This window comes from Janthinobacterium sp. GW821-FHT03C08 (genome assembly GCF_059420905.1).
This window is the reverse complement of record NZ_JBWKUP010000002.1, coordinates 1-20,744: the sequence shown is the minus strand read 5'-3', so window position 1 is coordinate 20,744 and position 20,744 is coordinate 1. Positions and strand designations below refer to the sequence as shown.

At 62.2% G+C, this 20,744-nt stretch carries 19 protein-coding genes and 1 rRNA gene; 10 read left to right on the top strand and 10 right to left on the bottom strand.

Annotation, left to right across the window (positions count from 1 at the left end; translation table 11 throughout):
• Positions 1–131: 131 nt before the first annotated feature.
• The 6 genes from AC07VL_RS02480 (at position 132) to AC07VL_RS02455 (ending at position 7,947) form a co-directional block, all read left to right on the top strand.
• Complete coding sequence (locus AC07VL_RS02480) at positions 132–590, top strand: (2Fe-2S)-binding protein (RefSeq protein ID WP_494804473.1); 459 nt, start codon at positions 132–134, stop codon at positions 588–590.
• A gap of 10 nt (positions 591–600) precedes the next feature.
• Positions 601–2,859, top strand: a complete 2,259-nt coding sequence (locus tag AC07VL_RS02475; RefSeq protein ID WP_494804472.1) for a xanthine dehydrogenase family protein molybdopterin-binding subunit — start codon at positions 601–603, stop codon at positions 2,857–2,859.
• 13 nt (positions 2,860–2,872) lie between these two features.
• Positions 2,873–3,451, top strand: a complete 579-nt coding sequence (locus tag AC07VL_RS02470) for a nucleotidyltransferase family protein (RefSeq protein ID WP_494804471.1) — start codon at positions 2,873–2,875, stop codon at positions 3,449–3,451.
• A gap of 48 nt (positions 3,452–3,499) precedes the next feature.
• Entirely contained in the window at positions 3,500–5,335 is a 1,836-nt protein-coding gene (locus tag AC07VL_RS02465; protein ID WP_494804470.1) for a M61 family metallopeptidase, read from the top strand.
• A gap of 197 nt (positions 5,336–5,532) precedes the next feature.
• Positions 5,533–6,681, top strand: coding sequence for a GGDEF domain-containing protein (locus AC07VL_RS02460; RefSeq protein WP_494804469.1), 1,149 nt, complete (start codon positions 5,533–5,535; stop codon positions 6,679–6,681).
• 60 nt (positions 6,682–6,741) lie between these two features.
• On the top strand, positions 6,742–7,947 hold the full coding sequence (locus tag AC07VL_RS02455; protein ID WP_494804468.1) for a GGDEF domain-containing protein: 1,206 nt from the start codon (positions 6,742–6,744) through the stop codon (positions 7,945–7,947).
• On the opposite strand, the gene AC07VL_RS02450 is transcribed toward AC07VL_RS02455, so the two are convergent.
• From AC07VL_RS02450 to rpe, 7 genes are all read right to left on the bottom strand, one after another.
• Positions 7,898–8,368, bottom strand: coding sequence for a hypothetical protein (locus AC07VL_RS02450; RefSeq protein ID WP_494804467.1), 471 nt, complete (start codon positions 8,366–8,368; stop codon positions 7,898–7,900). The two genes, AC07VL_RS02455 and AC07VL_RS02450, sit on opposite strands and share 50 nt — an antisense overlap.
• A gap of 20 nt (positions 8,369–8,388) precedes the next feature.
• Complete coding sequence (gene trpC / locus AC07VL_RS02445; RefSeq protein WP_494804466.1) at positions 8,389–9,189, bottom strand: indole-3-glycerol phosphate synthase TrpC; 801 nt, start codon at positions 9,187–9,189, stop codon at positions 8,389–8,391.
• Positions 9,190–9,223: 34 nt separating this feature from the next.
• Positions 9,224–10,267, bottom strand: coding sequence for an anthranilate phosphoribosyltransferase (gene trpD / locus AC07VL_RS02440; RefSeq protein WP_494804465.1), 1,044 nt, complete (start codon positions 10,265–10,267; stop codon positions 9,224–9,226).
• 65 nt (positions 10,268–10,332) lie between these two features.
• On the bottom strand, positions 10,333–10,896 hold the full coding sequence (locus tag AC07VL_RS02435; RefSeq protein ID WP_290606131.1) for an aminodeoxychorismate/anthranilate synthase component II: 564 nt from the start codon (positions 10,894–10,896) through the stop codon (positions 10,333–10,335).
• 1 nt (position 10,897) lies between these two features.
• Positions 10,898–12,394, bottom strand: coding sequence for an anthranilate synthase component I (gene trpE / locus AC07VL_RS02430; protein ID WP_494804464.1), 1,497 nt, complete (start codon positions 12,392–12,394; stop codon positions 10,898–10,900).
• A 241-nt stretch (positions 12,395–12,635) separates the two neighbouring features.
• Positions 12,636–13,352, bottom strand: a complete 717-nt coding sequence (locus AC07VL_RS02425; RefSeq protein ID WP_494804463.1) for a phosphoglycolate phosphatase — start codon at positions 13,350–13,352, stop codon at positions 12,636–12,638.
• Entirely contained in the window at positions 13,352–14,026 is a 675-nt protein-coding gene (gene rpe, locus AC07VL_RS02420) for a ribulose-phosphate 3-epimerase (RefSeq protein WP_494804462.1), read from the bottom strand. Before rpe ends, AC07VL_RS02425 begins: the two co-directional genes overlap by 1 nt.
• Positions 14,027–14,190: 164 nt before the next feature.
• Here rpe and apaG point away from each other — a divergent pair, with 164 nt between their 5' ends.
• Positions 14,191–14,565 carry a Co2+/Mg2+ efflux facilitator ApaG/CorD gene (gene apaG, locus AC07VL_RS02415; protein WP_092804098.1) on the top strand — a complete coding sequence of 125 codons (375 nt, stop codon included), beginning with the start codon at positions 14,191–14,193 and terminating at the stop codon, positions 14,563–14,565.
• A 33-nt stretch (positions 14,566–14,598) separates the two neighbouring features.
• Here apaG and AC07VL_RS02410 read toward each other — a convergent pair whose 3' ends face one another.
• Positions 14,599–14,745, bottom strand: a complete 147-nt coding sequence (locus AC07VL_RS02410) for a hypothetical protein (RefSeq protein ID WP_494804461.1) — start codon at positions 14,743–14,745, stop codon at positions 14,599–14,601.
• Between the two features lie 49 nt (positions 14,746–14,794).
• Between AC07VL_RS02410 and mltA the strand changes: the two genes are divergently transcribed.
• Entirely contained in the window at positions 14,795–16,033 is a 1,239-nt protein-coding gene (gene mltA / locus AC07VL_RS02405) for a murein transglycosylase A (RefSeq protein WP_494804460.1), read from the top strand.
• A 34-nt stretch (positions 16,034–16,067) separates the two neighbouring features.
• Here mltA and AC07VL_RS02400 read toward each other — a convergent pair whose 3' ends face one another.
• Positions 16,068–16,505, bottom strand: a complete 438-nt coding sequence (locus AC07VL_RS02400) for a universal stress protein (protein ID WP_494804459.1) — start codon at positions 16,503–16,505, stop codon at positions 16,068–16,070.
• A 137-nt stretch (positions 16,506–16,642) separates the two neighbouring features.
• Positions 16,643–17,851: an MFS transporter gene (locus AC07VL_RS02395; protein ID WP_494804458.1), complete on the bottom strand. Its 1,209-nt coding sequence runs from the start codon at positions 17,849–17,851 to the stop codon at positions 16,643–16,645.
• Between the two features lie 174 nt (positions 17,852–18,025).
• On the opposite strand from AC07VL_RS02395, the gene AC07VL_RS02390 reads away from it, so the two are divergent.
• The gene (locus AC07VL_RS02390; protein ID WP_494804457.1) at positions 18,026–18,802 is read left to right on the top strand and encodes an enoyl-CoA hydratase; all 777 of its coding nucleotides are present in this window, start codon (positions 18,026–18,028) and stop codon (positions 18,800–18,802) included.
• Positions 18,803–19,194: 392 nt separating this feature from the next.
• A 16S ribosomal RNA gene (locus AC07VL_RS02385) occupies positions 19,195–20,725 on the top strand.
• Positions 20,726–20,744 lie beyond the last annotated feature (19 nt).

Genomic DNA, 20,744 nt, shown 5'->3' with positions numbered 1-20,744 from the left:
CCGGGCTGTCGCCAGGAAGGCTGGACGGCGCGCCCTCGCAAGGCGCGCTTTTTTTTGCTTTTTTTTCCGCTGTCGTATCATCAAGTGTTGTTTGTCGACGCCATAACAATCCAAAGAAGGGGAAGCAGCAGATGATTACCTTGAATATCAACGGACGCGACACGCAGGTCGACGCCGATCCTTCCACGCCCATCCTGTGGGCGTTGCGCGATAACCTGAACATGACGGGCACCAAATTCGGCTGCGGCATGGCCCTGTGCGGCGCCTGTACGGTGCATCTCGATGGCCAAGCCATCCGCTCGTGCATCACGCCGATTTCTTCCGTCGGCACGCAAAAGATCACCACCATCGAAGCGATGGAAAACGACCAGGTGGGCAAGGCCGTGCAGGCGGCGTGGGTGCGGCACGACGTGCCGCAATGCGGCTACTGTCAAAGCGGCCAGGTGATGAGCGCCACGGCGCTGCTGCGCACCAACAAGTCGCCCAGCGATGCCGACATCGACGGCGCCATGAGCGGCAATATCTGCCGCTGCGGCACCTACCAACGGATCCGCGCAGCCATCAAGGACGCGGCCAAGACCCTGGCCTGAGGAGAGCGACATGCGTATCGAATGGTTGAATCAGGAAGCATTGCAGCATGGCGGGGTGACCCTGGGTGCGGCGCTGGCAGCAGCGCCGGTGGCCGATGGCGTGTCGCGGCGCGCTTTCATGAAGGCGGGCGCGGTGGCCGGCGGCGGCCTGATGCTGGGCTTTTTCCTGCCGGGCGCCGGCAAGGTGGCGCTGGCGGCCGAAGGCGCTCCCGCCAAGCCCGTGTACGCGCCGAACGCCTTCCTGCACATCGCTCCCGATAACACGGTGACGGTGCAGGTGAACCGGCTGGAATTTGGCCAGGGCGTGCAAACGAGCTTGCCCATGCTGATCGCCGAGGAACTCGATGCCGACTGGTCGACGGTGTCGGGCGCGCTGGCGCCGGCCGGCGAGCAGTACAAGGACGCGGCCTACGGCATGCAGATGACGGGCGGCTCCGGCAGCATCGCCCATTCGTTTACGCAGTACCGCGAGATCGGTGCCAAGGCGCGCGCCATGCTGGTGGCCGCCGCTGCCGCGCAATGGAAGGTCAGTCCCGACCAGGTGCGCGCCGCCAAGGGCGTGCTGTACGGCCCCGGCGGGCAAAAGGCGACGTATGGCGAATTTGCCGACGCGGCCATGCACCAGGCCGTGCCGGCCACCGTCAAGCTGAAGGACCCGCGCGACTTCGCCATCATCGGCAAGCCCGTGAAGCGCCTGGACGCCGCCGCCAAGTCCAGCGGCAGGCAGCAGTTCGGCATCGACTTCAAGCCGCCCGGCGCCAGGGTGGCCATGGTGGCGCGTCCGCCCGTTTTTGGGGGCAAGGTGGCGAAATTCGACGCCAGCAAGGCCAAGGCCATCCTGGGCGTGCTTGAGGTGCTGGAAGTCAAGACCGACCGTGGCGGCAGTGGCGTGGCTGTCATCGCCACTGGCTACTGGCCGGCCAAGCAGGGCCGTGACGCACTGGCGATCGAATGGGACACGAGTGCCGTGGACAAGGTCAGCAGCGACAAGCAGCTGGCGGAATTCAAGGCGCTGGCAAAGACGCCGGGCACGGTGGCGCGCGCATTCGACGTCTCCGCACTGGCCAAGGCGCCGAAGAAAATCGAGGCCGTGTATGAATTCCCCTACCTGGCGCACGCGCCGATGGAGCCGCTCAACTGCGTCATCGACCTGCAGGCCGACAAGTGCACGATGTGGGTGGGCTCGCAATTCCAGACGGGCGACCAGGCGGCCATCGCCGCCACTTCCGGCCTCAAGCCGGAACAGGTGACCCTGCACACGATGATGGCGGGCGGCGGCTTTGGCCGGCGCGCCGTGCCTTCGTCGGACTACGTGGTCGAAGCCGTCAACGTCGCGAAGGCCTGGCGGGCGGCCGGCAAGAGCGGGCCGCTGAAACTGATGTGGAGCCGCGAGGACGACATCAAGGGTGGCTACTACCGGCCGTCGCACGTGCACCGCGCGCAGCTCGGCCTCGATGCCAAGGGGAAAATTCTCGCCTGGGACCACACCATCGTGGGCCAGTCCATCATGGCGGGCACGCCCTTTGAGGCCTTCATGGTAAAAAATGGCGTCGACGGCACCATGGTCGAAGGCATGGGCGAGCCGTACACCTTGCCGATGAAGCTGTCCGTGCACACGGTCAAGGCGAACGTGCCCGTGCTGTGGTGGCGCTCCGTCGGATCGACGCACACGGCCTTTGTCATGGAAACCCTCATCGACGAGGCGGCGCACGTAGCGAAGATGGACCCCGTCGCCTACCGCAAGCAGCTGATCGACGCCAAGCATACGCGCCACATCGCCGCGCTGGACCTGGCCGTGGCCAAGTCCGGCTACGGCAAGAAGAAGCTGCCGAAAGGCCAGGCCTGGGGCGTGGCCATGCATGAATCCTTCAATTCCGTGGTCGCCTACGTGGTGACGGCGTCGGTGGTGGAAGGCGCGCCCAAGCTGCACCAGGTGTGGGCGGGCGTGCATTGCAACCTGGCCGTCAATCCGCTGACGATCGAGGCGCAAGTGCAGGGCGCGGCGCTGATGGCGCTGGGCATGACCATTCCCGGCGCCGCCATCACGCTCAAGGATGGCGTGGTGGAGCAGCAGAACTTCGGCGACTACCCCGTGCCGCGCATGCCCGACATGCCCGTGATCGAGGTGCACCTGGTGCCCTCGGGCGACGCGCCGACGGGCATGGGCGAGCCAGGCGTGCCGCCGCTGGCGCCCGCGTTTGCCAACGCGCTGTTCGCGCTGACGGGCAAGCGCCTGCGCAAGCTGCCGTTCGACCTGGCGGCCGCATGACGGCAGCGGTGTTTTGAGCACGGTCGGCATCTTGCTGGCAGCCGGAAGGGGGCGCAGGTTCGACCCTTCCGGCGTGCAGAACAAATTACTGCAGCCACTGGCCGAAGGTCCGCATGCGGGCTTGCCGGTGGTGGTGGCGGCAGCGAAGAACATGCTGGCCGCCTTGCCGCGCGTGCTGGCCGTGGTGCGCGCCGACGACACGCAGGTGGCGCGCGCACTCGGTGCGCTAGGCTGCGAGGTGCGCGTCTGCCATGATGCCGACACGGGCATGGCCGCTTCGCTCACCTGCGGCATCGCGCACGTGCGCGGCGCGCCGGGATGGCTGATCGCCCTGGGCGACATGCCTTGTGTGGAACCGGCTACAATCGCCGCCTTGTCGCACGCCATTGCCGATGGCGCGCGCATCGCGGTGCCCGTCTTCCAGGGCCGGCGCGGCAATCCTGTCGCGTTCAGCGCCGTCCACTTGCCGCTGCTGCTGGCGCTGGACGGCGACCAGGGCGCGCGCAGCATCGTGCAAAGCCATGCGGTGCGCGAGGTGGCCGTCGAGGATGGCGGCATCCTGCGCGATATCGATACTCCGGACGATTTGTAAGGCGGGACAGTGGCGCTCCCGGGAAGACATGCCAGACACGAGGAAAACATGAAGAAAGCAGCAATTAAAAAAACCACCGCCAAGGCGCCCGCCGCCGGCATCGTCTACAGCATCGCCGCCGCGGACCTGGCTGGCCACATGTTCAAGGTCAGCCTGACCGTCAAGGCGCCGGCCGCCATCGGCCAGGTATTTGCCTTGCCGGCCTGGATCCCGGGCAGCTACATGATCCGCGAATTTTCGCGCAACATCGTCAGCATCCGCGCCGAGTCCGAAGGCAAGGCCGTGGCGTTGACGAAGCTGGACAAGCACTCGTGGCAGGCAGCCCCCTGCAAGGGCGCCCTGACGGTGGAGTACGAGGTGTATGCCTGGGACTTGTCCGTGCGCGCCGCCCACCTGGACCAGAACCACGGCTTCTTCAACGGCACCAGCGTATTCCTGCGCGTGCTGGGTCAGGAATCCGATGCGCATGAAGTAAACATCGTGCAGCCGAAGGATGCGGCCTGCAAGACCTGGAAAGTCGCCACCACCCTGCCGGAGCTGAAGGCCAAGCGCTATGGCTTCGGCAGCTACCAGGCCGCCAACTACGACGAGTTGATCGACCACCCGGTGGAAATGGGCGACTTCGCGCTGGCCACCTTCAAGGCGCACGGCGTACCGCACGATATCGTCGTCACGGGCAAGGTGCCGAACCTGGACCTGGATCGCCTGTGCCGCGACCTGAAAGCCATTTGCGAAACGCAGATCGCCTTCTTCGAGCCAAAGACCAAAAAAGCGCCGATGGACCGTTATGTGTTCATGACCATGGCCGTCGGCGACGGCTACGGCGGCCTGGAGCACCGCGCTTCGACGGCATTGATCTGCGCCCGCGCCGACCTGCCGACGACGGCGTCAGCCAGCACGGAAATCGGCGACGGCTACCTGAAATTCCTGGGTCTGTGCAGCCATGAGTATTTCCATACCTGGAACGTCAAGCGCATCAAGCCGGCCGCTTTCGCGCCCTACAACCTGCAGGCGGAAAGCTATTCGCCGCTGCTGTGGCTGTTCGAAGGGTTCACCAGCTACTACGACGACCTGATGCTGGTGCGCGCGGGCCTGATCGACGAGGAAGCCTACTTCAAGCTGCTGGGGAAAACCGTCAACAGCGTCTTGCGCGGCAGCGGCCGTACCAGGCAGAGCGTGGCCGATTCCAGCTTCGACGCCTGGGGCAAGTACTACCGCCAGGATGAAAACGCGCCGAACGCCATCGTCAGCTACTACACCAAGGGCTCGCTGATCGCGCTGGCCTTCGACCTGACCCTGCGCAGCAAGACGAATGGCGAACAATCGCTGGACGACGTGATGCAGGCACTGTGGCAGCGCTATGGCCGCGATTTCTACAAGGGCAAGGGCCGCGGCGTGACGCCGGCTGAAGTCGAAGCCCTGTTCGACGAGATTGCCGGCACGCGCATGAAGCCGTTCTTCGAGCGCTATATCCGCGGCACGGACGATGTGCCGCTGGCGCGCCTGCTGGCGCCGTTCGGCGTGAAATACAGCGATGTGCGCAAGGCGCAGAAGGCCAGCCTGGACGTCAACCTGGGCCGCGACGGCAACGACGCGAAGCTGGCGCAGGTACATCAGGGCGGTGCCGCGCACCTGGCCGGCCTGTCGGCGGGCGACGTGCTGGTGGCCGTCGATGGCTTGCGCGTGTCGGGCAATCCAGTCAATCTGGACACCTTGCTGGGCCGCTATGCGGTCGGTGCCAAGGTGGCGATTCACGCCTTCCGCCGCGACGAACTGATGACGTTCAGCGCCGAACTGCAAGGTGACCGCGTACCGGGCGTCAGCCTGACCCTGCTGCCGGCACCCAAGAAAGCCACGGGACCGAAGCGTCCTAGCGCCGTGTAAGCCAGCGCCTCGTCGGCGCACCCCGGCAGGGGAGCTTGTGCGATGCACAAGATTTCCCTTGCCGGCGGTTGCCAGCCTGTTTTTCACGGTACAATTTCTCGCACGAAATTTCTCGTGCCTGTAAGTATGTGCAGCGCGATGTGCCCGCTCACCGTACCGTGTCCCTCGTGAAACTTGATCCCACCACTGTTATTTTGATGTCAACCTTGATGGCGGTTGCCATGTGCGTGGTGCTGTTCGCTGCGCTGCGCAGTTTTCCATCGACGGTGCAGGGCTTGCGTGAATGGGTGATCGGACTGCTGGGCCTGGTTGGCGCCAGTGTCCTGTTCGGCTTGCGTGGCATTGTTCCAGCGGGGATTCTCTTGCCGTTGGCCAATTCCGTTTTCCTGTGCGGTGCGGGGATGTTGTTGATCGGCACGCAGCGCTACTATGGCGTGCGTCCCAGCTGGCGCCTGTTTCACGCGGTCTGGCTGCTGGGGCTGCTAGTCATGCTGTGCTGGCTGTATTGGCGGCCCGACTTTGCCATGCGCGTGGCAATGTTTTCCTTTCTCATGCTGGTGTTGAACGCCACGCAATTCCTGGTGATCGTACGGCATGGCGAGCGGCATCTGTCGACGCTGTTTTTCGGCACGCTGATCCTGGTGCAAGCGCTGTCGGTACTGCACCGCGGCGTATCGGCCCTGCAGGACGGCGGCGCCGGTTCCGATATCCTGCACGGCGGCCCGTATCACAGCCTGTACCTGGCCGTCACGGCCTTCATGACCCTGCTGCTGCCCGTCGGCTTCATGACGGTGGCCACGCGCCGCTTGCAGACGATACTCGAGCAGCGCTCCAACCGCGACCCGCTGACGGCCGTGCTGAACCGGCGCGGTTTCGCCGAATTTTACGCCAGGGAAAGCGCGCGCCTGCCCCTGGCCCTGATGAGCATCGACCTGGATTTTTTCAAGGCCATCAATGACCGGCACGGTCATGCCATGGGCGACCGCGTGCTGGTCGATGTGGCCGGCGTGATCGGCGGCGCCTTGCGCGACAGCGATGCGGTGGCGCGTTTCGGCGGCGAGGAATTTGTCGTCCTGCTGCCTGCTACGCAGCAGGCGCGCGCGGAACTGGTGGCGCAGCGCATCCAGGAGGCGCTGCGCCGGCCCCGGCCGGATCAGGGCTTGCCAGCCTATACGATCAGCGTCGGCATCGCCTGCCAGGCGACTGACGAAGAGACGCTCGATAGCCTGCTGTTGCGCTCAGACCGGGCGCTGTACCGCGCGAAGCAACAGGGGCGCAACCGCATCGAAGTGGCGCAGGTGGAAATTATCCAGTTCAGACGCGACCCTCATATTTGCCAGAACTGAACTAAATTTTCCATAACTGAACTAAAATTGCCATAATGACTTTTTAGGCCTCACCTGACTGTGGAAACTCTCGATCCCCGCACCATCATGTTGATGACGACCCTGATGTGCGGGGCCATGAGCATCGTCATGTTTTCCGTGTACCGCAGCTTCCGGCGCGAGGTGCATGGCCTGGGACATTGGGCGGCAGGCTTGCTGCTGCTGGTGTGCGCCTCGTTCCTGTTTGGCGCGCGTGGCACCTGGCCCGACGCCGTGGCGCTGCTGGGCGCGAATGTGGCCCTGATGCTGGGCATCGGCCTGTCGATGCTGGGCACGGAAAAATTCTACGAGCGTTCGCCCAGCCTGCGCTTCTATGCGCTGGCCTGTGCCCTGGGCACTGCCGGCATCGCCTGGTGGCTGCTGGTGACGCCCGATTTTTCACGACGCGTCACGGTCTTTTCCCTCGTGGTGTTCTTTTTCTACGCGCGCCAGGCGCAACTCGTGTTCCACCATGGCGAACGCCATTTCTCAAGTCTCTTTTTTGGCTGCTTGATGCTGGTGCAGGCGGCGGCGGTGCTGATGCGCGGAGGTGCGGCGCTGCTGCACGGGGGTGCCAGCGTGGATTTGACGGTGACGGGCACACAGGCCAGCATTTATCTGGCAGTCGCCAATTTCATGGCGCTGCTGCTGACGGTGGGCTTCATGACGGTGGCGACGCGGCGCCTGCAGAGCATACTCGAACGCCGTTCGACGCACGATCCCCTGACGCAGGTATTGAACCGGCGCGGTTTCGGCGATGTGTACGAGCGCGAGAAAGCCAATCTGCCGCGCCACCGCCAGCCCTTGACCTTGCTCAGCATCGACCTCGATTTCTTCAAGTCGATCAATGACCGCTACGGCCATGCCACGGGCGACAAGGTACTGGCGCACGTGGCCACCATCATCGGCGGCGCGCTGCGTGAATCGGATTGCGTGGCCCGCTTTGGCGGCGAAGAGTTTGTCGTGCTGATGCCCGACATGGCGCCGCACAGCGCACTGGGCGTGGCCGAACGCATCCGCGCCTTGCTGCGCGAACCGAATGCGTACGGGCTACCGGCTTGCACGGTGAGTATCGGCGTGGCCTGCCAGGCGTCGATGCAGGAAGAGCTGGACCAGTTGCTGTCGCGCGCCGATGCAGCCCTGTACCAGGCCAAGGAAAATGGCCGCGACCGCATCGAAATCGACGCTGCCGGGGCAGCTACTGTGGTCCGGAGAGTGTCCGCAGCTGGAAGCGATATTGATCGTTGAATAAAAACGTCTCGGAGAAATCGAGGGTCTTGTCGCGGCTGCGCATCAGTTGCGCAGCCGGCGGGAAGGCGCCAGGCACGCGCCGCACGGCAGCCAGCGCCACGCTGGATGCCTCGCTGTCGCGCGAACGGTGCACGCGCGCGCTTTTCAGGGTGCCATCGGGTCCCACGCTCAGGTCGAGCACGACGATGGCCGGCAGCATGGGCGGCAGGCGCCCGCTGAAGGTGAACTGGGTATTGGCATCCATGATCTGCTGCGCCACCAGCAGCTTGTAGGCATCGACGGTGGCAGCCGGTGCGATGGCTTTCGGCGCCAGCGGTGTGGCAGGGACACTCGCGGGTGTCCGCACGCGCGGTTCCGGCGCCTGCTGGCAGGCTGCCAGCAGGGTGGTGGCGGCAAGGACGGTCAATAGCTGTTTCATAACCGTCAGGCTACCACTATTCAGGCGAACAGACGTTCCAGCTCTACGCCGGGGTCTGGCGCGCGCATGAACGCTTCGCCCACCAGGAAGGCGTGTACGTCGGCTGCGCGCATGCGTTGCACGTCGGCCGTGCTGTGGATGCCCGATTCCGTGATGATCAAACGGTCTTGCGGAATGCGCGGCAGGAGGTCGATGGTGTTCTCCAGCGACGTCTCGAAGGTGCGCAGGTTGCGGTTGTTGATGCCGATCAGCGCGCTCTTGAGCCTCAGGGCCGCCGTCAGCTCTTCCCCATCATGGCTTTCGATCAGCACGCCCATACCCAGTTCGTGGGCGCACGCTTCCATCTCCGCCATCAGGCCATGGTCGAGCGCCGCGACGATCAGCAGGATGCAGTCGGCGCCCATGGCGCGCGCTTCATAGATCTGGTACATGTCGACCATGAAGTCCTTGCGCAGCACGGGAATGGCGCAGGCGGCGCGCGCCTGCTGCAGGTATGCCACGGAACCCTGGAAGAACTGTTCGTCCGTCAGCACGGACAGGCAGGCCGCGCCGTGCGCCGCATAGCTGGCGGCGATATCAGACGGGCGGAAATCAGCGCGGATCACGCCTTTCGACGGCGAGGCTTTTTTTACCTCGGCGATGATGCCGGGCTTGCCGGCGGCAATGTGCTGGCGCAGGCTCGCTTCGAAGCCGCGCAGATCAGCGCGCAGGGCGCTGTCGCTTTCCACGTCGCCGCGCAGGCTGGCCAGGCTGCGATGGGCTTTCGCCTTCGCCACTTCGTCGGCTTTTACGGCCAGGATTTTATCGAGTATGTCGGACATGATGGTGGCTATTCTATAAGGGAGGGCGGAGGGCTTACGCTTGCACCGGGGTGCCCAGCTGCTGCGTCACCTGCACGAATTGATCGAGTTTCACCAGCGCGGCGCCCGAGCTGACGGCGGTGCGCGCGCGCGCCAGGCCATCCTCGATCGAGCTGGCCACGCCGGCCGCGTACAGCGCCGTGCCCGCGTTCAGGGCGACGATGTCGGAAGCGGCGCCGGGTTCGCCGCGCAGCGCTTCCATCATCTTGGCTTTCGATTCCACGGAATCGGCCACCTTCAGGTTGCGGCTGGCGATCATCTGCAAGCCGAAATCTTCCGGGTGGATTTCATATTCGCGGATTTCGCCGTTGACCAGTTCACCCACCATGGTGGCCGCGCCCAGCGAGACTTCATCCATATTGTCGCGGCCATACACGACGATGGCATGCTGCGCGCCCATGCGCTGCAGCACGCGCACCTGGATGCCGACCAGGTCGGCGTGGAACACGCCCATCAGGATGTTCGGCGCGCCGGCGGGATTCGTCAGCGGCCCCAGGATATTGAAGATCGTGCGCACGCCCAATTCCTTGCGCACGGGCGCCGCATGCTTCATGGCCGCGTGGTGGTTGGGCGCATACATGAAACCGATGCCCGTCTGCGCGATCGACTGGGCGATCTGCTCGGGCTGCAGGTTGATGTTGACGCCCAGCGAGTCCAGCACGTCGGCGCTGCCGGACGAGGAAGACACGCTGCGCCCGCCATGCTTGGCCACGCGTGCGCCGGCTGCCGCCGCCACGAACATCGAGGCGGTGGAAATATTGAACGTGTGCGCGCCATCGCCGCCCGTGCCGACGATGTCGAGCAGGTTGGTGGTGTCGGCCATGGGCACCTTGGTGGAAAACTCGCGCATCACCTGCGCGGCGGCGGCGATTTCGCCGATGGTTTCCTTTTTGACGCGCAAGCCCATGGTGAGGGCCGCGATCATGGTGGGCGACATTTCGCCGGACATGATCTGGCGGAACAGGTACAGCATTTCGTCGTGAAAGATTTCGCGGTGTTCGATGCAGCGCAGCAGGGCTTCTTGTGGGGTGATCGGCATGATGCTTCCTTCTTCAATGATGGCGCAGGAGGACACTGATGGCACGCCGTGGCGTGCGCATGGGATCAGCGCTCGAGAAAATTCTTCAGCAGGGCGTGGCCGTGCTCCGAGAGGATCGATTCGGGGTGGAACTGCACGCCCTCGATATCGTATTCCCGGTGGCGCACGCCCATGATTTCGCCGTCGTCCGTCCACGCCGTCACTTCCAGGCAGGAAGGCAGCGAGGCGCGTTCGATCGCCAAAGAGTGGTAGCGGATCACTGTGAAGGGGCTGGGAAGGTCCTTGAAGACGCCCACGCCCGTATGCGCAATAAGGGAAGTCTTGCCATGCATGACCTGCTTGGCGCGGATGACTTTGCCGCCAAACGCTTCGCCGATGGCCTGGTGACCCAGGCACACGCCCAGTATCGGCTTCTTGCCGGCGAAGTGCTTCAGCACTGCCACCGAGATGCCCGCCTGCGCCGGCGCTTTCGGGCCGGGCGAGATGCAGATGCGGTCCGGGTTCAGCGCCTCGATCTGTTCGATCGTGATTTCATCATTGCGGTAGACGCGCACGTCTTCGCCCAACTCGCCGAAATACTGCACGATGTTGTAGGTGAAGGAGTCATAGTTATCGATCATCAGCAGCATCTTAAAACTCCCCATCCAGGCCATCTTGCACTTGTTCGGCGGCGCGCAGTACGGCACGCGCCTTGTTTTCGGTTTCCTGCCATTCCATTTCGGGGATCGAGTCGGCCACGATGCCGGCCGCGGCCTGCACGTACAGCATGCCGTCCTTGACCACGCCCGTACGGATGGCGATCGCCACATCCATTTCGCCACCAAACGACAAATAGCCGCAGGCGCCGCCATAGATGCCGCGCTTGGTGATTTCCAGTTCGTCGATCACTTCCATGGCGCGCACTTTCGGCGCGCCCGTCAGCGTGCCGGCGGGGAAGGTGGCGCGCAGCACGTCCAGGTTCGACAAGCCGTCTTTCAGCTTGCCTTCCACGTTCGAGACGATGTGCTGCACGTGCGAGTACTTCTCGATGACCATGCGGTCGGTGACGTGCACGCTGCCCGTCTCGGCGATGCGGCCGATGTCGTTGCGCGCCAGGTCGATCAGCATCACGTGCTCGGCGATCTCTTTCGGGTCGGCCAGCAGCTCGGCCGACAATTCGGCGTCGCGCTCGGGCGTGGCGCCGCGCGGACGGGTGCCGGCGATGGGGCGCAAGGTGACTTTCTTGCCGCCGTCGGCCGTCGTTTCGTTGCGCACCAAAATTTCGGGCGAAGCGCCGATGATCTGCATGTCGCCGAAATTATAGAAGTACATATACGGCGACGGATTGAGCGAACGCAGGGCGCGGTACAGGGTCAGCGGCGAATCGACATACGGCTTGCGGATGCGCTGGCCGATCTGCACCTGCATCAGGTCGCCCGCCATCACGTACTCGTGCGCCTTGGCGACGGCCTTCAGGTAGTCTTCCTTGGAGAAATCGCGAATGGTTTCCGTGCGCACGGAGGCGCTGGTGACGGGGGCGTCGACGCCGCGGCGCAGCATCCTGCGCAAGTCTTTCAGGCGCTGGCGCGCCTTGCTGAATGACTCGGGCTGCGTCGTGTCGGCGTAGACGATCAGGTACAGCTTGCCGGACAGGTTGTCGATGACGGCCAGTTCCTCCGTCACCATCAGCTGGATGTCGGGCAGCTTCAAGTCGTCTTTCGGCGCGCCGCCGGCCAGTTTTTTTTCGATGTGGCGCACCGTGTCATAGCCGAAGTAGCCGGCCAGGCCGCCGCAGAAACGCGGCATGCCGGGGCGCAGGGCCACCTTGAAGCGCGACTGGTACTGTTCGATGAAGTCGAGCGGATTGCCTTCGTGCTCTTCGATCACGGTGCCGTTCTTGACGATTTCCGTACGGTTGCCATGGCTGCGCAGCACGGTCGTGGCGGGCAAGCCGATGAAGGAGTAGCGGCCGAAGCGCTCGCCGCCGACGACAGATTCGAGCAAAAAGGTGTTCTTGCCACCTTGCTGCGTCTGCGCCAGTTTCAGGTACAGGGTGAGCGGGGTTTCCAGGTCGGCGAAGGCTTCCGCGATCAGGGGGATGCGGTTGTAGCCTTGCTGGGCCAGCGATTTGAATTCGAGTTCGGTCATGTTTCTCTCCATGCCGTCAGGGGACAAGTGTGCACGATGCACAAGCCCTGCGGTGGGTTATCAAAAAACCTGCCGGTACGCTAAGTGCGCAAAATCTGCGCGCGCAGCCGACAGCAATCTTACACGGCTCGGCCCTCAGGCCTGCCAGGATTGCCAGCGTCGCCAAAGCCAGGCCTCAATCGAGCCGGTTTGGGTGACATTGTGTTTTTTGATGAGAAACGTGTTCACGGTGTGGTGTGGGTCAGTATGCTGGTCTGTTTTGCATGCTAATAAAATGGGCCGCTTCGAGCAGCGTATTTACTATACCATCGGAATCGGTGTCGTGTATAGAGTGTCCGTGGTTGTAGCCATACGGTACCGTCAACACGGGGCAAGCCGCAGCCCGTGCCGCTTGCGCGTCATTCGACGAGTCGCCGATGGCCACCACTCTGGCGGGTGCCAGGTCGAAGTCCGCGCATACCTGCAGCAGCGGCATGGGATGCGGTTTTTTCTGTGGCAGCGAATCGCCGCCGTAGACGATCTCGAAATAGCCATCGAGTTTTTTCTGTTTCAGCAGGGGCAGGGCGAAGGCGATCGGCTTGTTGGTGACGCAGGCCAGGCGCAATCCGGCCGCCTGCATCGCCGCCAGCCCCGCTTCCACGTCCGGATACAGGGTGCTGAACTGGCCATTGATGGCCAGGTAGTGGCGCTGGTAGCCATCCATGGCCGCGTCGAAGCGATGTTCCACGCCCGCCGCATCGAAATCGAGCGCCAGCACCGTGCGGATCAGGTTTTCCGAGCCTTTGCCCACCATCAGCTTGATGGCGTCGGTGCTGATGGGCGCAAGACCCAATTCGGCGCGCATGCCGTTGATGGCGACATGGAAATCGGGCACGGTGTCGAGCATCGTGCCATCGAGGTCGATGATGGCGGCGCGCACGCCGGCCAGTACGTGGTCTTTCACCGTGCCCGCCTGCATCAGGCGCCCTTGACGGCTGCGAGTTCGGCGCGCATGGCGTCGATGACGGCCTTGTAGTCGGGCTTGCCGAAGATGGCCGAGCCGGCGACAAAGGTGTCGGCGCCGGCAGCGGCGGCGGCGGCGATGTTGTCGATCTTGATGCCGCCATCGACTTCCAGCATGATGTCACGGCCCGATTCATCGATCATGCGGCGCGCTTCGGCGATTTTCTTCAGCGCTTGGGGGATGAAGGACTGGCCGCCGAAGCCCGGATTGACGGACATGATCAGGATCATGTCGATCTTGTCCATCACGTGTTCCAGGTAGTGCAGCGGCGTGCCCGGGTTGAAGACCAGGCCCGATTTGCAGCCATTGTCGCGGATCAGCTGCAGCGAACGGTCGAGGTGATCCGACGCTTCCGGGTGGAAGGTGATGATGTTCGCGCCAGCCTTGGCGAAATCCGGGATAATGCGATCGACGGGCTTGACCATCAGATGCACGTCGATGGGTACTTGCACGTGCGGGCGGATCGCTTCGCACACCAGCGGGCCGATGGTCAGGTTCGGCACGTAGTGATTGTCCATCACGTCAAAGTGGATGATGTCGGCGCCGGCGGTAACGACGTTGCGCACTTCCTCGCCCAGGCGGGCAAAGTCGGCGGACAGGATGCTGGGAGCGATACGGAATGTTGTCATGGTGAAGTAGCCAAAGGATAGAAAATGCGAAGATGCGCTATTTTACGCTTGACGCCGCTACCATGCCTGATTGCAGCACGGTGAAACACAGAATACACGGCGCGCGGCGGCCAATGCGGCGCGCGACACACAATATATGACTGGCAATGTCTGGAGGAACGACGATGGCGACTTATGAATTTACGGTAACAGTCAAGACGCAATACCTGCCCGAGCAATCGGCACCGGACCAGGGGCGGCATGTGTTCAGCTACACGATCCGCGTCGTCAATACGGGAACGGTGGGCGCGCAGCTGATTTCGCGCCACTGGGTCATCACGGATGCGAACAACAAGGTGGAAGAAGTGCGCGGCCTGGGCGCCGTCGGCCACCAGCCGCTGCTGCAGCCAGGCGAACAGTTCGAATACACGAGCGGCACCATGCTGGGCACGCCGCAAGGTTCGATGCGGGGAGAATACTTCTGTGTGGCCGAGGATGGCCACCAGTTCGAAGCTTTGATTCCCGAGTTCGTGCTGTCGGTGCCGCGCACCCTGCATTAATTAATCAGACCAGATGGAGCGGACTTGCGCCGCTCACTTCAGTTTTTCGGTGGCGTCCCGCTCTTCGCTGAGCTGTTTGCGGGCGGGCGGCGTGGACTTCTTGCCTGAATACATGGTCCACCAGACTATAAATGCCAGCAAGAAGAACGCTACCAGCGCCTCTATCATCAAGATCCACATACGCACCCCTATGTTATTTACACGCAGCTTATTATTGAACCGTCGTTTATTGACACGCGGTAGTCTACTCGTTTCCATCGGCGGCGTCGCGCTCGCGCTGTCCGCCTGTACCACGCCTCCCGCCGCGCCCGGAGCTTCCGGCGGCAAGGAGCCGGCGATTGCGCCGTCCGTCGTCAAGCCGGTGCCGGCCAAACCGGCCGACGTCAAGGATGCCAAGGATGCCACTGACGCGGCCGCGCCGACCTTCAGTCCGGCCAAGTTTTCCGCCTTGCCTGGCTGGGGGCGCGACGACTTGCGCGCTGCCTGGCCTGCCTTCATGGCTTCGTGCGGCGTGCTGGTCAAGCGGCCCGACTGGAAGGAGCCGTGCACGATCGCGCGCCAGGTGAATGCCGACAGCGACAAGGCCATCCGCCTGTTTTTTGAAACCTTCTTTGTGCCGAATCAAGTCATCGCTGCCGATGGTGCCAGTACGGGCCTCGTCACGGGCTATTATGAACCGTTGCTGCATGGCGCGCGCAAGCGTGGCGGACCATACCAGACGCCGCTGTACAAGGTGCCGGATGACCTCGTTACAGTCGACCTGGCCGGTGTGTATCCGGAATTGAAAAACATGCGCCTGCGGGGCAAGTTGGTGGGCAAGAAAGTGGTGCCGTATGCCACGCGCGCCGACATCGAGCGCGCCACGGCCGTCTCCGGCAAGGAATTGCTGTGGGTCGACGACGAGGTGGAAGCGTTTTTCCTGCAAGTGCAAGGTTCCGGCCGGGTGCAGCTGACGGATACGCAGGAAACCGTGCGCGTGGCGTATGCGGACCAGAACGGCCATCCCTACAAATCCATCGGCCGTTATCTGGTCGATAAGGGCGAGCTGACCATGAGCCAGGCGTCCGCGCAGGGCATCAAGGCGTGGATCGCCGGCCATCCCACGCGCAAGGATGAGCTGTTCAATGCCAATCCCAGCTATGTGTTTTTCAAGGAAGAGCGCTTGCCCGATCCGAAAGTGGGGCCGAAGGGCGCGCTGGGCGTGCCGCTGACGCCGCAGCGCTCGGTGGCTATCGATTCGCGTTATGTGCCGCTGGGCGTGCCCGTGTTCCTTGCCACCACGCAAGCCAACAGCGACATCCCCATGCAGCGCCTGGTGATGGCGCAGGATACGGGCGGCGCCATTCGCGGCCCCATCCGTGTCGACTATTTCTTTGGCTTTGGCGCGGAAGCGGCGGAAAACGCGGGCCGCATGAAGCAGAGCGGCGCCGTGTGGGTGTTGTTGCCGAAGCAGGCGCCGGCGCGCTAAGGCATCAGGGCGGCGCCGGGAGGGGTGCTGCCGCTTAGCGTAAAACCATCACCGGCAAGTGTGTGTGCGCCAGCACTTTTTGCGTTTCGCTGCCGACAAACAGCTTGTTCAAGCCCTTGCGCCCATGCGAGGCCATCAGGATGATGTCGCACTGATAGGTTTGCGCCGCATTCACGATCTCTTCATGCGGGCTGGGCGAGACGGCGACCACGCCTTCGAACGGGACGCCGGCGGCACGCGCCGCTTCGCCGATCTTGTCGATCGCCCGCTGCGACGCTTCCTGCATCTGCTGCTCATACAGGCTGGCATCGAGCACGATGCCGCCGTCCGCCATCGGCGAAAACGGGAACGGCTGCACCACGCTGATGGCGACCAGTTTGGCCTTGTTCAGCTGGGCGAAGGCGAGGGCCGTCTCGGCGGCTTTGTCGGACAACGGCGAGCCGTCGGTGGGAAATAAGATGGTGTTAAACATGGCGTGCTCCTCAAGTGATGTCAGACAGCTTATGGATTTACATCAATTAAAACCTTGATGTAAATCAAACCTCACAGGCTTTGGCATGAATAGTGTCGCCAAGGCAATCTTTTGGCAGTGTATGCCCGTTCCATGCTTCAGGTGCGCACGCTACGCAGCGGCGTGCCCCACACCATGGCGACCGTCAGCGCGATGCTGCCGGCCGCGATGCAGGCAAGGCCATTGCGCACGCCAAAGTGTTCCGCCACCCAGCCGGCGGCCAGCGCGCCCAGCGGCGCCGTCGCCACCGTCAGGAAGCGCATGGTCGATGTCATGCGTCCCAGCATGGCATCGGGCGTGACCTTCTGACGCAAGCCCAGGTAGGGAATAAAGAACAGCATCACGCCGCAATCAAAAAAGAACATCAGCACGGCATACGCCACGGCGGTGGCGGCCGCGCTGCCGAACAGCAGGGCGGGAATGGCAGGCGTCAGGGCAAAACATACGGACGTGGACGCCAGGCCGATGAGGATGGTGCGGCCGCTGCCGTAGCGCCGGGTCAGCGGCTTGACGATGAAAGCGCTGAGCAGTACGCCGGCGCCGCCCAGCATCTGCGTCATGCCCAGTACGCCGGGACTCATGCCCAGGTCATGCGTGGCAAACAGCACCGCCAGGGCCATGCTGGCATAAAACAAAAAGTGCCAGATGCCGGCACCCCAGGCCAGCGCGCGCAGCAGCGGTTCGCGCCAGACGAACAGCAAACCGTCGGCAATGTCGCGCAGGGCGTGCTTGTCGGAGGGGGCGGGGCGTGGATCGCGTACGCTCATGGCGCGCAGATTAAACACGGAAATCAGGTAGCCGCAGGCCGTGCACAGGATGGCGACGGGCGCCGACAGCAATTGCACGAGCACCCCGGCCAGGCCGGGGCCGATCAGGCGCGATGCCGATTCGGTGGCGGCAAATTTCGATTGTGCATCGATCAAGCCATCGCGGCCCACGAGGAAGGTCAGAAACACCTGTTCGGCGCCGCCGCCCACGACAAAACCCGTGCCGATGATGAATCCCACTACATATAACCATGGCATCGACAGCACGCCACACCAGTAGGCGACGGCCACGCTGGCCAGGGCCAGGCCCGACATGCTTTCGCTGAACAGCATGATCGGATGCTTGCTGCGCCGGTCCAGCAGCACGCCGACGGGCAAGCCGAAGAGGGCGAACGGCAGCGCCTGCAGTGCGACGAGCACGCCCATCTGTTCCGGTGTCGCATGTAATAACAATACCGCGCACAGGGGCAGGGCCAGCGAGGTGATCTGGGCGCCGAAACAATTGAGGCCATTGCTGAACCACAGGCGGCGAAAATTCACGCTGGCGGCGCTGCCATCGCCGCGCAGGCGGCCGGCCAGTGACTGGAGTAGAGAGGAGGAAATTTGCTGCTCGATTTGAAAAGGATCAGGCTCAGAATAATAACAGTGCGCCTGTCGCGCCGCTGCCGTTAGCCGCTACAATCGTCGCTACCGCGTTCATCCAGAGGAGACACTATGCAATACGAAGACTTGATCATCGATATCCAGGAGAAAGTGGCGGTCATCCGCCTGAACCGCCCCAAGGCCTTGAACGCCTTGAACGACAACATGATGAATGAGCTAGGCGATGCGCTGCTCAAGTTCGACGCCGACGAGAATATCGGCTGCATCGTGCTCACGGGCAGTGAAAAAGCCTTTGCCGCCGGCGCCGATATCGCCGCCATGGCCGACTATACCTATCCCGACACCTTTACCCAGGCTTACATCAGCCGCAATTGGGAGCATATCTTGCGCGTGCGCAAGCCCGTGGTGGGTGCGGTGGCTGGTTATGCACTGGGTGGTGGCTGCGAACTGGCCATGATGTGCGATTTCCTGATCGCTGCCGACAGCGCCAAATTTGGCCAGCCGGAAATCAAGGTCGGCGTCACGCCGGGTGCGGGCGGCACGCAGCGCTTGCCGCGCGCCATCGGCAAGGCCAAGGCCATGGACTTGCTGCTGACGGCGCGCACCATCGACGCAGCGGAAGCGGAACGCATCGGCCTGGTGTCGCGCGTGGTGCCTGCCGATAAATTGCTGGAGGAAACTCTGGCTGCCGCCAGGAGCATCGCCGCCATGCCGACCTCGGTAGCCATGATGATCAAGGATTGCGTCAACCGCGCCTTTGAAACGACCTTGACCGATGGCGTCGCCTACGAGCGCCGTTTGTTCCAGGCTGCCTTCGGTACGCCGGCGCAAAAAGAAGGCATGCACGCTTTCCTGGAAAAGCGCTTGCCAAACTTCGACGGTCTTTGATATGATTCGCCTCCCCGATGCAACGCAGTGGTTTTAGCGAAACAGAGGGAGCCGAAAGTAGTAGAAAAAACGGCAGAAAAGAAGGTTGACGAAATGCTGCAAACGCTTCATACTCTTCCTTCTTCGCAGCTGACAAACACAACGCTTTGTCGATAGCGCGAGAGTGGCAAATAAGCAGTACCGAATACCGTTCTTTAACAATTAACAGTCGATAAGTGTGGACATTTGATGCAGTGCAGCGCCGATCTTCGGATTGGCGTCATACTTAAAATATCAAATGTTCACAAGAAATAATGAAATAGGATACTTCTTCGGAAGTAGCCTGTCAGTTTTTTGAGTGAGCGACCCGTCAGCAATGACGGTGCCTGTAAAACGGCAAAGTAACAGAGATTAAACTGAAGAGTTTGATCCTGGCTCAGATTGAACGCTGGCGGCATGCCTTACACATGCAAGTCGAACGGCAGCACGGAGCTTGCTCTGGTGGCGAGTGGCGAACGGGTGAGTAATATATCGGAACGTACCCTGGAGTGGGGGATAACGTAGCGAAAGTTACGCTAATACCGCATACGATCTACGGATGAAAGTGGGGGATCGCAAGACCTCATGCTCGTGGAGCGGCCGATATCTGATTAGCTAGTTGGTAGGGTAAAAGCCTACCAAGGCATCGATCAGTAGCTGGTCTGAGAGGACGACCAGCCACACTGGAACTGAGACACGGTCCAGACTCCTACGGGAGGCAGCAGTGGGGAATTTTGGACAATGGGCGAAAGCCTGATCCAGCAATGCCGCGTGAGTGAAGAAGGCCTTCGGGTTGTAAAGCTCTTTTGTCAGGGAAGAAACGGTGAGGGCTAATATCCCTTGCTAATGACGGTACCTGAAGAATAAGCACCGGCTAACTACGTGCCAGCAGCCGCGGTAATACGTAGGGTGCAAGCGTTAATCGGAATTACTGGGCGTAAAGCGTGCGCAGGCGGTTTTGTAAGTCTGATGTGAAATCCCCGGGCTCAACCTGGGAATTGCATTGGAGACTGCAAGGCTAGAATCTGGCAGAGGGGGGTAGAATTCCACGTGTAGCAGTGAAATGCGTAGATATGTGGAGGAACACCGATGGCGAAGGCAGCCCCCTGGGTCAAGATTGACGCTCATGCACGAAAGCGTGGGGAGCAAACAGGATTAGATACCCTGGTAGTCCACGCCCTAAACGATGTCTACTAGTTGTCGGGTCTTAATTGACTTGGTAACGCAGCTAACGCGTGAAGTAGACCGCCTGGGGAGTACGGTCGCAAGATTAAAACTCAAAGGAATTGACGGGGACCCGCACAAGCGGTGGATGATGTGGATTAATTCGATGCAACGCGAAAAACCTTACCTACCCTTGACATGGCTGGAATCCCCGAGAGATCGGGGAGTGCTCGAAAGAGAACCAGTACACAGGTGCTGCATGGCTGTCGTCAGCTCGTGTCGTGAGATGTTGGGTTAAGTCCCGCAACGAGCGCAACCCTTGTCATTAGTTGCTACGAAAGGGCACTCTAATGAGACTGCCGGTGACAAACCGGAGGAAGGTGGGGATGACGTCAAGTCCTCATGGCCCTTATGGGTAGGGCTTCACACGTCATACAATGGTACATACAGAGCGCCGCCAACCCGCGAGGGGGAGCTAATCGCAGAAAGTGTATCGTAGTCCGGATTGTAGTCTGCAACTCGACTGCATGAAGTTGGAATCGCTAGTAATCGCGGATCAGCATGTCGCGGTGAATACGTTCCCGGGTCTTGTACACACCGCCCGTCACACCATGGGAGCGGGTTTTACCAGAAGTAGGTAGCTTAACCGCAAGGAGGGCGCTTACCACGGTAGGATTCGTGACTGGGGTGAAGTCGTAACAAGGTAGCCGTATCGGAAGGTGCGGCTGGATCACCTCCTTTCTAGAGTTTGCACGAATCA

What these genes read in the sequence shown, in the direction of transcription:
- trpE (WP_494804464.1), bottom strand. Translation starts at nt 12,394, where the DNA reads ATGACCGAACTCGAATTCAAATCGCTGGCCCAGCAAGGCTACAACCGC.
- AC07VL_RS02435 (WP_290606131.1), bottom strand. Translation starts at nt 10,896, where the DNA reads ATGCTGCTGATGATCGATAACTATGACTCCTTCACCTACAACATCGTG.
- trpC (WP_494804466.1), bottom strand. Translation starts at nt 9,189, where the DNA reads ATGTCCGACATACTCGATAAAATCCTGGCCGTAAAAGCCGACGAAGTG.
- rpe (WP_494804462.1), bottom strand. Translation starts at nt 14,026, where the DNA reads ATGACAACATTCCGTATCGCTCCCAGCATCCTGTCCGCCGACTTTGCC.
- AC07VL_RS02425 (WP_494804463.1), bottom strand. Translation starts at nt 13,352, where the DNA reads ATGCAGGCGGGCACGGTGAAAGACCACGTACTGGCCGGCGTGCGCGCC.
- AC07VL_RS02480 (WP_494804473.1), top strand. Translation starts at nt 132, where the DNA reads ATGATTACCTTGAATATCAACGGACGCGACACGCAGGTCGACGCCGAT.
- AC07VL_RS02400 (WP_494804459.1), bottom strand. Translation starts at nt 16,505, where the DNA reads ATGTTTAACACCATCTTATTTCCCACCGACGGCTCGCCGTTGTCCGAC.
- AC07VL_RS02390 (WP_494804457.1), top strand. Translation starts at nt 18,026, where the DNA reads ATGCAATACGAAGACTTGATCATCGATATCCAGGAGAAAGTGGCGGTC.
- AC07VL_RS02450 (WP_494804467.1), bottom strand. Translation starts at nt 8,368, where the DNA reads ATGAAACAGCTATTGACCGTCCTTGCCGCCACCACCCTGCTGGCAGCC.
- AC07VL_RS02410 (WP_494804461.1), bottom strand. Translation starts at nt 14,745, where the DNA reads ATGTGGATCTTGATGATAGAGGCGCTGGTAGCGTTCTTCTTGCTGGCA.
- AC07VL_RS02460 (WP_494804469.1), top strand. Translation starts at nt 5,533, where the DNA reads ATGTCAACCTTGATGGCGGTTGCCATGTGCGTGGTGCTGTTCGCTGCG.
- AC07VL_RS02475 (WP_494804472.1), top strand. Translation starts at nt 601, where the DNA reads ATGCGTATCGAATGGTTGAATCAGGAAGCATTGCAGCATGGCGGGGTG.
- trpD (WP_494804465.1), bottom strand. Translation starts at nt 10,267, where the DNA reads ATGCCGATCACCCCACAAGAAGCCCTGCTGCGCTGCATCGAACACCGC.
- AC07VL_RS02465 (WP_494804470.1), top strand. Translation starts at nt 3,500, where the DNA reads ATGAAGAAAGCAGCAATTAAAAAAACCACCGCCAAGGCGCCCGCCGCC.
- apaG (WP_092804098.1), top strand. Translation starts at nt 14,191, where the DNA reads ATGGCGACTTATGAATTTACGGTAACAGTCAAGACGCAATACCTGCCC.